The organism is Streptomyces sp. NPDC020958 (genome assembly GCF_055562175.1).
In genome coordinates, this window is sequence record NZ_JBVHFU010000010.1 from 145,169 (window position 1) to 157,575 (window position 12,407).

Below are 12,407 nucleotides of genomic sequence, written 5' to 3' on the forward strand. Positions count from 1 at the left end.
CCACCCGCCCCGAACCAAGTACGGGCAGGACGACCGCGGCACACCACCAGCCACGGGCTGGCCGACCCCCGGCAGGACGACCGTGTCCCGGACCCGGTACGAGCCCGACTGCGGCCACAGCGGCCCGGGGCCGGTGTGAGCCCGGCCACGGCCACGGCGTCCCAGGCCCAGAGTGAGCCCGGCCACGGCCACAGCGTCCCAGGCCCAGAGTGAGCCCGGCCACGGCCACAGCGTCCCAGGCCCAGAGTGAGCCCGGCCACGGCCACGGCGTCCCAGGCCCAGAGTGAGGCCACGGCGTCCCGGGGCCGGTGTCGTGTTCGCCGGGGAGTCTCTGGGCCGGGGCTGCGTACCGGTCGCCCCGGTGGCCTACGCGCCGCGGATCCGCAGGGCTCTTTGCAGGTCGTCCAGTTCGTCGGTCAGGCGGCGGCGCAGGGCGGTGACCGGGTCGGCGTCGCGCAGGCAGTCCTGGCCGAGGGCGAGGTTCCCGGAGTCGACGGCGTGCGCGGGGAAGGCCTCGCGGCCGACGACGCCGGCGATGGCGGGCCCGCGCCGGGCGGCGACGGCGACCGCGTCCTGGTAGTAGCGCGGCACGTACTCCCGGACCAGGTCGGCCTGTTCGGGGTGCCAGAAGCCCTGGGCGGTGGCCGAGAACAGGTAGTTGGACAGGTCGTCGCCGCTGAACATGGCCTCCCAGGCGGCGCGCTTGGCCTCCGGGTCGGGCAGCGCGGCCCGGCAGCGGGCGGCGCCCTCCTGGCCGCTGGCGCTGGGGTCGCGGGCCAGCTCGGCGGCGATCCGGGCCTCGTCGACGGCGCCGAGGACGGCGAGCCGGCCCATGATGCGCCAGCGCAGCTCGGGGTCGAGTTCGGGGCCACCGGGCACGGTGCCCTCGGCGAGCCAGGCGGCGATGGTGTCGGGCTGGGCGGCGGCGCGGATGAAGTGCCGTACGGCGATCAGGCGCAGACCGGGGTTGTCGCCGTCCTCGGTGCGCCGGATGAGGTCCCGGCACAGGGCGGACAGGGTCGCGAGAGCGGCCGGGCGTTCCTCGGGCGTGAGGTAACGGTCGACGACGTGGACGGCGGCGAACGCCAGCACGCCCTGGACGAGGGCGAGGTCGGTCTCGTGCGGGAGGTGTGTGCGGGCGGTCTCCAGGTAGACGGCGGGCGGCAGTTCGCCGTCGCGGACGGCGTCCCGCAGGGCGTTCCACACCACCGCGCGGGAGAGCGGGTCGGGCAGGCCCGACAGGTGGGCGCGGACCGTGGCGGCGGAGGCGGCGTCGAAGCGGACCTTGGCGTAGGTCAGGTCGCCGTCGTTGAGCAGGAGCAGCGCGGGACGCTTGCCGAGGGGCTGCGGCGCGGTCCCCGGGATGTCGAGGTCGATGCGCTCGCGCAGGGTGAGCCGGCCGTCGTCGGCGAGGTCCTGGTCGTAGACGCCGACGCAGACGCGGTGCGGGCGGCTGCCGGTGCGCTCGACGGTGAGGGTGCGGGTGCCGTCGGCGGCGGTGGCGAGGACCGGGGTGAGGGTGTCGACGCCGGTGGTGCGCAGCCAGGCGTCGGCCCAGGCGTGCACGTCGCGGTCGGTGGCGGCGGCCAGGGAGTCGATGAAGTCGGCGAGGGTGGCGTTGCCGAACCGGTGCCGCCGGAAGTGGATGTTGATGCCGGCGAGGAAGTCCTTCTCGCCCATCCAGGCGACCAGTTGGCGCAGTGCGGAGGCGCCCTTGGCGTAGGAGATGCCGTCGAAGTTGAGCAGCGCGGCGGCGGTGTCGTCGACGGCCTCGGGGGCGACGGGGTGGGTGGAGGGGCGCTGGTCGGCGTCGTAGCCCCAGGCCTTGCGGGCGACGCCGAAGTCGACCCAGGTGTCGGTGAAGCGGGTGGCCTCGGTGAGGGTCTGGTAGCCCATGTACTCGGCGAAGGACTCGTTCAGCCAGATGTCGTCCCACCACCTGAGGGTGACGAGGTCGCCGAACCACATGTGGGCCATCTCGTGGGCGACGACCATCGCGCGGGTCTGCCGTTCGGTGTCGGTGACGGCGGAGCGGTAGACGAACTCGTCGCGGAAGGTGACCAGGCCCGGGTTCTCCATGGCGCCGGCGTTGAACTCGGGGACGAACGCCTGGTCGTAGGAGTCGAAGGGGTACGGCTCCTCGAACTTCTCGTGGTAGCGGTCGTAGCACGCGCGCGTGATGTCGAGGATCTCGTCGGCGTCGGCGTCGAGGTGCGGTGCGAGGGAGCGGCGGCAGTGGATGCCGAAGGGCAGTCCGCGGTGCTCGGTGCGCACCGAGTGCCAGGGGCCGGCGGCGACGGCGACCAGGTAGGTGGAGATCAGCGGGGTGGCGGCGGCCCGCCAGCGGCCCTCGCCGAGGTCCTCGGTGACCCCGTTGGCGAGGACGGTCCAGCCTTCGGGCGCGGTCACGGACAGCTCGAAGACGGCCTTCAGGTCGGGCTGGTCGAAGGCGGCGAAGACCCGCTGCACGTCGTCCATGAACACCTGCGTGTAGACGTACGTCAGGTCGTCCGCGGGGTCGGTGAAGCGGTGCATGCCCTCGCCGGTGCGCGAGTAGCGCATGGTGGCCTCGACGCGCAGCTCGTGCTCGCCCGCGGTGAGGTTCCTCAGCGGCAGCCGGTCCCGGTCCAGCATGTCGGGGTCGAGGGAGTGTCCGTCGAGGGTGACGGCGCGCAGTTCGGCGGGCTTCATCTCGACGAAGGTGTCGCCGTCGGATCGGGCCGTGAACCGGATCACGGTGCGGGAGTCGAAGGTCTCGTCCCCGGTGGTCAGGTCGAGGTCGATCGTGTAGCGGTGGACGTCGAGGAGCTCGGCGCGGCTCTGCGCTTCGTCGCGAGTCAGTACGGACATGCGGGCCATGCTGCCCGATGACACCGGCGACGCACAGGGGCGGGGGCGGTGTGCGGCTTATGTCCGTCCCGGGGCCGGATGGTGCCGTACGACGGCGCTGGTGGGCGGTGTGCGGGGGTGGCGGCGGGTGTGGACGGGCCGTGCGGTCCTCGGGCACACCCCCGCGTCCCGTGGTCAGGGTGTGTCGCCTGTCCGGCTGTTGACGGTGTACTCGGCGATGGACTCGTGGTGTCTGATCACTTCGGCGATGATGAAGTTGAGGAACTTCTCCGCGAAGGCCGGGTCGAGTTTCGCGTTCTCGGCGAGGGCGCGCAGCCGGGCGATCTGCCGGGCCTCGCGGGCCGGGTCGGCCGGGGGCAGCCGGTGGACCGCCTTCAGGTGCCCGACCTGCTGGGTGGCCTTGAAACGCTCTGCGAGCATGTGGACGACGGCCGCGTCGATGTTGTCGATGCTGTCGCGCAGCCGGCCGAGCTCCGCGCGGACGGCGGGGTCGACGTCACCGGTACCGGTGTTGCTGGTGGTCATGGACGTCAACCCTAAGGGGGGTCGGCCGGGTGATCCCCTAGGGCGTCGGTCCGGTCCTCGGGCACGGCCCGGCTCTGCTGGGCGCGGAAGCGCACGGGGGCGGTGCCGACGCGGCGGGTGAACAGCCGGGAGAAGTAGGCCGGGTCGTCGTAGCCGACGCGGCGGGCGACGGCGGCGACGGACAGTGCGGTGGTCGCGAGGAGTTCCTGGGCCCGGCCGAGCCGGATGCCGATCAGGTAGTCCTTGGGGCTGCAGCCGGCGACCCGGCGGACGGCGGTGCGCAGCTCGGCGGGGGTCATGCCGTGCCGGGCCGCGTGGTCGGCGACGGTCATGCCGGTGCAGGCGTCCCGGGCGAGCGCGTGCAGCACCGGGTCGCCGTCGGGGGCGAGGTCGGCGCGCGCGCGACGCAGGGCGACGAGGAGCTCGTGCACGGCGGCGCCGGTCTCGACCTCCAGGAGGGGGTTGCCCTGGCGGGCGGCGCGGGCGATGCGGGTGATGACGTCCCGGGGCCCGGCGGCGTCCGCGAGGGGCACCACGGGCCGCTCGGGCTCGATGTAGCCGAGTTCCGTGTAGGTCGCGGTGTCGGGGCCGGTGAAGGTCACGAAGGCCTCGTCCCAGCCGGTGTCCGGGTCGGGTCCGTAGTGGTGCGGGACACCGGGCGTGAGCCACACCAGCGCGGGCGCGACGACGGCGGTGCCGCGACCGTCGGGCGTGCGGTACCAGCCCCGGCCCGAGCTGATCACCACGGCGACGTGGTGCTCCAGCAGGCGCGGTCCCACGGCGGGCACCGCCCCGTACTGGAGGCCTACGCCCCAGCAGACCAGACCGAGCCGGCGGTGTACGGCGCCGGGTGTGAAGAACCGCATCCAGGTGTGGAAGGTCGGCGGTCCGCCCGGCACTGCGCGCTCCTCGCTGTCGGCTCTTTCGTCCAAGTGCTGCCGATCTTTGTCCATGGTCCGGGCGCCCGCCAGCAGGCCAGAGTGAACCCATGAGTGACTTCACGGTGGGCGAAACCGATTTCCTGCTGGACGGGCGGCCGGTACGGCTGCTGTCCGGCGCGCTGCACTACTTCCGGGTGCACGAGGAGCAGTGGCGCCACCGGCTGGCGCTGCTGCGTGCCATGGGACTGAACTGCGTGGAGACGTACGTGCCGTGGAACCTGCACGAGCCGCGTCCGGGTGACTTCCGGGACGTCGGGGCACTCGGCCGTTTCCTGGACGCGGCGCGGGAGGCGGGCCTGTGGGCGATCGTGCGGCCGGGTCCTTACATCTGCGCGGAGTGGGAGAACGGCGGTCTGCCGCACTGGGTGACGGGCGAGCTGGGCGCACGCGCGCGCACGCGTGACGAGCGTTTCCTCCAGTACGTGGACAGCTGGTTCGGCCGGCTGCTGCCCGAGGTCGTCCCCCGGCAGCTGGACCGCGGCGGCCCGGTGATCATGGTGCAGGTGGAGAACGAGTACGGCAGCTACGGCTCCGACGCCGCCTACCTGGCCCATCTGACCGACCTGCTGCGCGCGAAGGGCGTCACGGTGCCGCTGGTCACCTCGGACGGCCCCGAGGACCACATGCTCACCGGCGGTTCGGTGCCCGGGCTGCTCGCGACGGTGAACTTCGGCTCCCACGCGCGCGCGGCCTTCGAGACGCTGCGCCGCCACCAGCCCGCCGGTCCGCTGATGTGCATGGAGTTCTGGTGCGGCTGGTTCGACCACTGGGGCGGCGAGCACGTCGTACGGGACGCAGGTGACGCGGCGGACGCGCTGCGGGAGATCCTGGACTGCGGCGCGTCGGTCAACGTCTACATGGCGCACGGCGGCACCAACTTCGCCGGCTGGGCGGGCGCCAACCGGCCCGGCGGCGACCTGCACGAGGGGCCGCTGGAGGCGGACGTGACGTCGTACGACTACGACGCGCCGATCGACGAGTACGGGCGCCCCACGGAGAAGTTCTGGCGCTTGCGCGAGGTGCTCGCCGCCCACCACGACGGCCCGCTGCCGCAGCTGCCGCCCGCACCGGCCGTGCTGGGCGCGGCGGCGGACGCCGAGGTGACCGGCTGGGCTCCCCTGGCCGCCGTGCTGGAGACCCTGGGCACCCCGGAGCGCGTCCACGCCGTCCCGCCGGCCTTCGAGGATCTGGGCATCGCCCGTGGCCTGGTCCGCTACGTGGCGGACGTCCCCGGTCCGCGTCAGCCGTACCCGCTGACCGCGCGGGGCCTGCGCGACCTGGCGGTGGTGTACGTCGACGGGGCGCGGTCCGGGGTCCTCACCGAGGAGGAGCCCCAGCTCAAGGAGCCGATCGCGGGCCCCGCGCGCGTGGAGCTGTGGGTGGAGTCCCTGGGCCGGGTCAACTACGGCCCCCGCTCGGGCGAGACGAAGGGCATCACCGGTGGCCTCCTGCACGAACGCCAGTTCCTGCACGGGGTACGCGCGCGCGGCCTGGATCTCGACGCCTTCGAGGACGGTGTGGACGCGGTGCCGTTCGGTGTCCTTCCGGAGGACGGCGCCCCGGGTCTGTACCGGGGCACGGTCACGGTGCCCGGCGTCGGGGACGCGCGCGTGGAACTCCCCGGCTGGACCCGCGGCTTCGTCTGGATCAACGGTTTCAACCTGGGCCGCTACTGGTCGGCGGGACCGCAGGAGTCGCTGTACGTCCCCGGTCCGGTCCTGAAGGAGGGCGAGAACGAGATCTGGATCCTGGAGCTCCAGGAGACGAACCGGGCAACGGTGCGGCTGGCGTCCGTTTAGGGGCCCGATCCTCCCTGTCCCCCGCATACTGTGAAGGAAGCTCCGGCAGCCTCTGTGGGGGTAGGGACGTGGCGAACGGCGGCCCGGTGGAACACGGCTACCCGCACCTGGACACCGTGCGGGCCGCCATCACGGCGTTGTACCGGCGTCTGTCGTACGACACCGTGCAGACCTTCGCCACCAGCGTCGCCCCCGCCGACGTCGCGTTCTGCGACACCGACGACCTCCACCTCGGCGCCCAGCGCGTCGCCCACGAGATCGTCCGGCACTTCCGCCTCCCCGACGCCCGCATGATCGTCGGTTTCAGGGACATGACGCACGCGGCGAACGTCGAACTGACCGCGGGCCCCGAGTACTTCGTCGAGCTGAACGACCGTTTCCGCAGCCACCGCGGGGACATCGGCGCGGCCCTCGCCCACGAGGTGACGCACGTCTACCTGCACCGTCTGGACCTGTCCTTCCCGAGCACCGGGGAGAACGAGATCCTCACGGACACCGCGGCCACGTACCTCGGCGCGGGCTGGCTGCTGCTCGACGCGTACCGGGAGCACGGGGAGGCGTCCCAGAAGCTCGGCTACCTCACCCCGGAGGAGTTCGGCTACGTCCTCGCCAAGCGGGCCCTGGTCTTCCACGAGGACCCGTCGGTGTGGTTCACCAGCCCGCAGGCCTACACGGCGTACCGGAAGGGGATGGCGCGGGCCCGCGAGGACGAGGAGCAGCCGCCGCTGACCGCGGCGGGCTGGGCGGGTCGCCGCCGCTATGCGCGCGACCGCCGCCACGCCCCCGCCGCGCCCGCCGCCCTCGCCCAGCAGACCGGCGCCCCCTACGCCTTCACCCCCGACGGCAGCGGGCGGCTGCGGGTCTCGTTCCCGTGCCCGACCTGCCACCAGCGGATCCGGGTGCCGGTCCGGGGCCGGCTCAGGGCACGCTGCTCGCTGTGCCGGACGGTGCTGGAGTGCGACACGTAGGCCGCGCCCCCGGCCGCAGCCCCCGGTCTGTCACGTCCCGTACACCGCTCCCGGCGGTGCCGCCTCCGCCAGCAGCTTCAGTGCCGTCTCCCCCGCCTCGGCCGGTGTCCACCGGGCCCCCTTGTCGACGGTCGGGCCGGGCCGCCACCCCTCCATCACGGTGATCCGGCCGCCCTCCGTCTCGAACACCCGCCCGGTGACCCCGGCGCTCGCGGCGGAGCCCAGCCAGACCACGAGCGGGGAGACGTTCTCGGGGGCCATCGCGTCGAAGCCCGCGCCGGGGTCGGCCATGGTGGCGGCGAACACACGCTCGGTCATCCGGGTGCGGGCGGCCGGGGCGATGGCGTTGACCTGTACGCCGTAGCGGGCCAGTTCGGCCGCCGCGACCAGGGTGAGGCCCACGATCCCGGCCTTCGCGGCGCTGTAGTTGCCCTGCCCGACCGAGCCCAGCAGACCGGCCCCACTGCTGGTGTTGACGATCCGCGCCACCGGCGTCCGCCCCGCCTTGGCCTCGGCCCGCCAGTGCGCGGCGGCGTGCCGCAGCGGCAGGAAGTGGCCCTTGAGGTGGACCCTCATCACCGCGTCCCAGTCGTCCTCGGCGAGACTGACCAGCATCCGGTCGCGCAGGAACCCCGCGTTGTTGACGAGGGTGTCCAGGCGGCCGTACGCGTCCAGGGCCGTCGCGACCAGGGACTCGGCGCCGGCGTCGGTCGCGATGTCACCGCCGTGCGCCACCGCCTCGCCGCCGGCCGCCCGTATCTCGGCCACGACGGCCTCGGCGGGGCCTGCCTGGTCGGCCGGGCCTGCCTGGCCGGGCACGCCGTCGAGGCCGACGCCGAGGTCGTTGACGACGACCCGGGCGCCCTCGGCGGCGAAGGCGAGCGCGTGCGCCCGGCCGAGACCGCGACCGGCGCCGGTGACGATCACGACCCGGCCCGCGCAGATCTGGCTCATCTCAGTCCTCCCTGACTTGGTGGTCCTTGTTGGCGGTCGCGGCGTCGAGGAAGGCCGGCCGCTCCCCGCCGCCGTGCACGAGCAGGCTGGCCCCGGTGATGTAGGCGGCCGCGTCGGAGGCCAGGAAGACGGCGGCGGCGCCGACGTCGGACGGGGCGGCGAGGCGCCCGAGCGGGACGGTCCGGGAGACGGCGTCGACGCCTTCCTGCCCGCCGTAGTGCAGGTGGGCCAGTTCGGTGCGGACCATGCCGACGACGAGGGTGTTGACCCGGACCTCCGGCGCCCACTCCACCGCCATGGACCGGGCGAGGTTCTCCAGTCCCGCCTTGGCCGCGCCGTAGGCGGCCGAGCCCGGCGAGGGCCGGGCGCCGCTGACGCTGCCGACCATCACCACCGCTCCCTGGGCCCGTCTGAGCCGCTGGTATGCGGCGAGCGAGGCGGTCAGCGGGGCGACGAGGTTGAGCTCGATCACCCGGGCGTGCCGCTCGGCGTCGGCGTCGGCGAGCTGCCGGTAGGGGGTGCCGCCCGCGTTGTTGACCAGCACGTCGACCCGGGGCAGGGCGTCGAAGAAGGCGCGGACGGCGGGCGCGTCCCGCAGGTCGAGAGGGGCGTACTCCACGCCGTCCAGGGGGTGTCGGGGCGGCCGGCGGGCGCAGGCGAGGACGCGGGCGCCGGCCTCGGCGAAGGCGCGGGCGATCCCGGCGCCCACGCCCCTGGTGCCGCCGGTGACGACCACGGTCCTGCCGCTCGGCGAGTTATCCACAGGGCCTCCCGCTCGTCGGTACCGGCTGCTAGCTTCGAAGCCTCACACCTAACAAATGTTTGGTGGAAAGGCAGCTGAGTGCGAAGGTAGCTGATGCGTCCATGGGTGTCTCCACCTCGTCCCCGGAAAAGGGAATCTCGCTCGTCACGGTCGGCTTCCCGCCGGTGAACGCCCTGCCGGTGCGCGGCTGGTTCGAGCTGGCCGACGCCGTGCGCGCCGCCGGCCGTGACCCGGCGGTGCGCTGTGTGGTGCTGGCCGCCGAGGGCCGGGGCTTCAACGCGGGCGTGGACATCAAGGAGATACAGGCCGAGGGGAACGAGGCGCTGATCGGCGTCAACCGGGGCTGCGCGGAGGCCTTCGCGGCAGTGTACGAGTGCGAGACCCCGGTGGTGGCCGCGGTGCACGGTTTCTGCCTGGGCGGCGGGATAGGCCTGGTGGGCAACGCGGACGCGATCGTGGCGAGCGAGGACGCCGTGTTCGGCCTGCCCGAGCTGGACCGGGGCGCCCTGGGCGCGGCCACCCAGCTGTCCCGGCTGGTCCCGCCGCACCTGATGCGGACGCTGTACTACACCTCGCGCACGGCGACCGCGGCCGAGCTGCACGCGCACGGATCGGTGTGGCGGGTCGTGGCACGCGAGGAACTCGGGTCCGCCGCGCTGGAGCTGGCACGGGAGATCGCCGCGAAGGACGGCCGGCTGCTGCGGCTCGCCAAGGCCGCCATCAACGGCATCGACCCGGTCGACGTACGGCGGAGCTACCGCTTCGAACAGGGCTTCACCTTCGAGGCCGCCCTCAGCGGGGTGGGCGGCCGGGTCCGTGACACCTTCGGGAAGGAGGGTGCGGCAAGTGACTGACAAGACGATGACCGCCGACGAGGTAGTGGCCCGGCTGACCAGTGGCATGACCCTCGGCATCGGCGGCTGGGGTTCCCGCCGCAAGCCGATGTCCCTGGTCAGGGCGTTGCTCCGGAGCGGAATCGACAATCTGACCCTGGTCTCGTACGGCGGTCCGGACGTGGGGATGCTGGTCGCGGCCGGCCGGGTGCGCAGGCTGGTGACGGCCTTCGTCACCCTCGACTCCGTCCCGCTGGAACCGCACTTCCGCGCGGCCCGCGAACGCGGCGACCTGGAACTGACCGAGGTCGACGAGGGCATGTTCCTGTGGGGTCTGCGCGCGGCGGCGAACCGGCTGCCGTTCCTCCCGGTGCGGGCCGGCCTCGGCTCGGACGTCATGCGGGTCAACCCGGAGCTGCGGACCGTCACTTCGCCGTACGACGACGGGGAGACGTTCGTGGCGATGCCCGCTCTCCGGCTGGACGCGGCCCTGGTCCACGTCAACCGCGCCGACCGGCTCGGCAACGGGCAGTACCTGGGCCCGGACCCGTACTTCGACGACCTGTTCTGCGCGGCGGCGGACCGCGCCTACGTCTCCTGCGAACGGCTGGTGGACACCGCGGAGCTGACGAAGGCGGCGCCCCCGCAGTCGCTGCTGCTGAAACGGCTGGACGTGACGGGGGTGGTGGAGGCCCCGGGGGGCGCGCACTTCACGTCCTGCGCACCGGACCACGGCCGGGACGAGGACTTCCAGAAGCTGTACGCGAGCACCCCGTGGGAGGAGTTCTCGGCACGCTTCCTGGCCGGTGACGAGCAGGCGTACCGGTCGGCGGTGCGCGACTGGCGGGAGGAGCAGGTCCGATGAACGTTCTCCGCTCCGAGTACTGCGTGATCGCCTGCGCCGAGGCCTGGCGCGGCTCGGGTGAGATCCTGGCGAGCCCGATGGGTCTGATCCCCTCCCTGGGCGCACGGCTGGCCCGGCTCACCTTCGCACCGGACCTGCTGCTGACCGACGGCGAGGCGACGCTCGTCCGCCCGGACGGGACGCCCGAGGGCTGGCTGCCCTACCGGCAGCATCTGGAGCTGGTGGCCGGCGGGCGGCGGCACGTGATGATGGGCGCGAGCCAGCTCGACCGGTACGGCAACCAGAACATCTCGTGCGTCGGCGACTGGACACGGCCCCGGCGGCAGCTGCTCGGGGTGCGCGGGGCGTCGCTGAACACACTGAACAACCCGACGAGTTACTGGGTGCCGAAGCACTCCAGGCGGGTGTTCGTGGAGCGGGTCGACATGGTGTGCGGGGTGGGGTACGACCGGGTGGCCCGGCACCCGGGCACGGAACGCTTCCACCGGATCCCCAGGGTCGTCACCGACCTCGGCGTCCTCGACTTCGAGACCCCGGACCACTCGATGCGGCTGGCTGCGCTGCATCCGGGGGTGAGCGTGGACCAGGTCCGGGAGGCGACGGACTTCGCTCTCGTGGTGCCGGACGAGGTGCCGTTCACCCGTGAGCCGGACGAGGAGGAGCTGCGGCTGATCCGCGAGGTTCTGGATCCCGGTGGCGCGCGGACGAGGGAGGTCGCCGGCTGATGGAGACGGCGCTGACCCGGCTGGTCGGGATCCGGCATCCGATCGTGCAGACGGGGATGGGGTGGGTGGCGGGCCCCCGGCTGGTCTCGGCCACGGCCAACGCCGGAGCCCTCGGCATCCTGGCCTCGGCCACCATGACCCTGGACCAGCTGCGGGCCGCGATAGCGGAGGTGCGGTGCCGTACGGACGCGCCGTTCGGGGTGAACCTGCGGGCGGACGCGGCCGACGCGGGTGACCGGGTGCGGCTGATCGTCGACGGGGGCGTGCGGGTGGCGTCGTTCGCGCTGGCCCCCTCCCCCGAGCTGATCACCGAGCTGAAGGCGGCGGGCGTGGTGGTGATCCCGTCCGTCGGGGCGCGGCGGCACGCCGAGAAGGTGGCGGCGTGGGGCGCGGACGCGGTGATCGTGCAGGGCGGCGAGGGTGGCGGGCACACCGGTGAGGTGGCGACGAGCGTGCTGCTGCCCCAGGTGGTGGACGCGGTGCGGATACCGGTGGTGGCGGCGGGGGGTTTCTTCGACGGCCGGGGGCTGGTGGCGGCGCTGGCGTACGGCGCGGCGGGGGTGGCGATGGGCACGCGGTTCCTGCTGACCTCGGACTCGACGGTGCCGGACGCGGTGAAGGCGAGGTACCTGGCGGCGACGGTCAAGGACGTCACCGTGACCCGGGCGGTCGACGGGTTGCCGCACCGGATGCTGCGGTCCGATCTGGTCACCGCGCTGGAGCGTTCGGGCGGGGCCCGGCGTCTGCTGCACGCGATACGGCGGGCGGCGGGGTTCCGGAGAGTGTCCGGACTCACCTGGGGGCACCTCGTCCGGGACGGCCTGGCGCTGCGGCACGGCAAGGAGTTGTCGTGGAGTCAGGTACTGCTGGCGGCGAACACACCCATGCTGCTCAGGTCGGCGATGGTGGACGGGCGTACGGATCTCGGGGTGATGGCGGCGGGGCAGGTCGCCGGGGTGATCGACGACCTGCCGTCGTGCGCGGAACTGGTGGCACGGGTCATGAAGGAGGCGGAGGAGGTCAGGGCACGTCTCACAGCCGCTCGATGAACGTGCCGGTCACAGCCGCTCGATGATCGTCACATTGGCCTGACCGCCGCCCTCGCACATCGGCACCATCCCCGACGACCCCCTCGCACCGCTCGGCCCCAGGGGGCCTCCCAGGCTTCGGCGGCCTGCGCCGGA

At 73.3% G+C, this 12,407-nt stretch carries 11 protein-coding genes; 6 read left to right on the plus strand and 5 right to left on the minus strand.

Features of this window, described 5'->3' with window-relative positions; translation table 11 throughout:
• Window positions 1-366: 366 nt before the first annotated feature.
• The 3 genes from pepN to ACZ3KP_RS26660 all read right to left on the minus strand — a co-directional run bounded on the left by pepN (window position 367) and on the right by ACZ3KP_RS26660 (window position 4,241).
• The gene (gene pepN, locus ACZ3KP_RS26650; RefSeq protein WP_467502231.1) at window positions 367-2,850 is read right to left on the minus strand and encodes an aminopeptidase N; all 2,484 of its coding nucleotides are present in this window, start codon (window positions 2,848-2,850) and stop codon (window positions 367-369) included.
• Between the two features lie 174 nt (window positions 2,851-3,024).
• Window positions 3,025-3,375, minus strand: coding sequence for a chorismate mutase (locus ACZ3KP_RS26655; RefSeq protein WP_467502232.1), 351 nt, complete (start codon window positions 3,373-3,375; stop codon window positions 3,025-3,027).
• Between the two features lie 11 nt (window positions 3,376-3,386).
• Entirely contained in the window at window positions 3,387-4,241 is an 855-nt protein-coding gene (locus ACZ3KP_RS26660; RefSeq protein ID WP_467502425.1) for a helix-turn-helix domain-containing protein, read from the minus strand.
• 122 nt (window positions 4,242-4,363) lie between these two features.
• On the opposite strand from ACZ3KP_RS26660, the gene ACZ3KP_RS26665 reads away from it, so the two are divergent.
• Window positions 4,364-6,115: a glycoside hydrolase family 35 protein gene (locus tag ACZ3KP_RS26665; protein WP_467502234.1), complete on the plus strand. Its 1,752-nt coding sequence runs from the start codon at window positions 4,364-4,366 to the stop codon at window positions 6,113-6,115.
• A 68-nt stretch (window positions 6,116-6,183) separates the two neighbouring features.
• The gene (locus ACZ3KP_RS26670) at window positions 6,184-7,083 is read left to right on the plus strand and encodes a hypothetical protein (RefSeq protein ID WP_467502236.1); all 900 of its coding nucleotides are present in this window, start codon (window positions 6,184-6,186) and stop codon (window positions 7,081-7,083) included.
• Between the two features lie 30 nt (window positions 7,084-7,113).
• On the opposite strand, the gene ACZ3KP_RS26675 is transcribed toward ACZ3KP_RS26670, so the two are convergent.
• Together ACZ3KP_RS26675 and ACZ3KP_RS26680 are read right to left on the minus strand one after the other, a co-directional pair.
• Window positions 7,114-8,037, minus strand: coding sequence for an SDR family oxidoreductase (locus ACZ3KP_RS26675; protein WP_467502238.1), 924 nt, complete (start codon window positions 8,035-8,037; stop codon window positions 7,114-7,116).
• Between the two features lies 1 nt (window position 8,038).
• Complete coding sequence (locus ACZ3KP_RS26680) at window positions 8,039-8,800, minus strand: SDR family oxidoreductase (RefSeq protein WP_467502239.1); 762 nt, start codon at window positions 8,798-8,800, stop codon at window positions 8,039-8,041.
• 101 nt (window positions 8,801-8,901) lie between these two features.
• Here ACZ3KP_RS26680 and ACZ3KP_RS26685 point away from each other — a divergent pair, with 101 nt between their 5' ends.
• From ACZ3KP_RS26685 to ACZ3KP_RS26700, 4 genes are read left to right on the plus strand one after another with little or no spacing between them, the layout of a single operon-like run.
• Window positions 8,902-9,654, plus strand: a complete 753-nt coding sequence (locus ACZ3KP_RS26685) for an enoyl-CoA hydratase family protein (RefSeq protein ID WP_467502240.1) — start codon at window positions 8,902-8,904, stop codon at window positions 9,652-9,654.
• Window positions 9,647-10,498: a CoA transferase subunit A gene (locus ACZ3KP_RS26690; RefSeq protein ID WP_467502242.1), complete on the plus strand. Its 852-nt coding sequence runs from the start codon at window positions 9,647-9,649 to the stop codon at window positions 10,496-10,498. The genes ACZ3KP_RS26685 and ACZ3KP_RS26690 overlap by 8 nt, the downstream gene beginning before the upstream one ends.
• On the plus strand, window positions 10,495-11,223 hold the full coding sequence (locus ACZ3KP_RS26695) for a CoA-transferase subunit beta (protein ID WP_467502244.1): 729 nt from the start codon (window positions 10,495-10,497) through the stop codon (window positions 11,221-11,223). Before ACZ3KP_RS26690 ends, ACZ3KP_RS26695 begins: the two co-directional genes overlap by 4 nt.
• Entirely contained in the window at window positions 11,223-12,272 is a 1,050-nt protein-coding gene (locus ACZ3KP_RS26700; RefSeq protein WP_467502246.1) for an NAD(P)H-dependent flavin oxidoreductase, read from the plus strand. Before ACZ3KP_RS26695 ends, ACZ3KP_RS26700 begins: the two co-directional genes overlap by 1 nt.
• Window positions 12,273-12,407 lie beyond the last annotated feature (135 nt).

What these genes read in the sequence shown, in the direction of transcription:
- pepN (WP_467502231.1), bottom strand. Translation starts at nt 2,850, where the DNA reads ATGTCCGTACTGACTCGCGACGAAGCGCAGAGCCGCGCCGAGCTCCTC.
- ACZ3KP_RS26655 (WP_467502232.1), bottom strand. Translation starts at nt 3,375, where the DNA reads ATGACCACCAGCAACACCGGTACCGGTGACGTCGACCCCGCCGTCCGC.
- ACZ3KP_RS26660 (WP_467502425.1), bottom strand. Translation starts at nt 4,241, where the DNA reads ATGCGGTTCTTCACACCCGGCGCCGTACACCGCCGGCTCGGTCTGGTC.
- ACZ3KP_RS26665 (WP_467502234.1), top strand. Translation starts at nt 4,364, where the DNA reads ATGAGTGACTTCACGGTGGGCGAAACCGATTTCCTGCTGGACGGGCGG.
- ACZ3KP_RS26675 (WP_467502238.1), bottom strand. Translation starts at nt 8,037, where the DNA reads ATGAGCCAGATCTGCGCGGGCCGGGTCGTGATCGTCACCGGCGCCGGT.
- ACZ3KP_RS26685 (WP_467502240.1), top strand. Translation starts at nt 8,902, where the DNA reads ATGGGTGTCTCCACCTCGTCCCCGGAAAAGGGAATCTCGCTCGTCACG.
- ACZ3KP_RS26695 (WP_467502244.1), top strand. Translation starts at nt 10,495, where the DNA reads ATGAACGTTCTCCGCTCCGAGTACTGCGTGATCGCCTGCGCCGAGGCC.
- ACZ3KP_RS26700 (WP_467502246.1), top strand. Translation starts at nt 11,223, where the DNA reads ATGGAGACGGCGCTGACCCGGCTGGTCGGGATCCGGCATCCGATCGTG.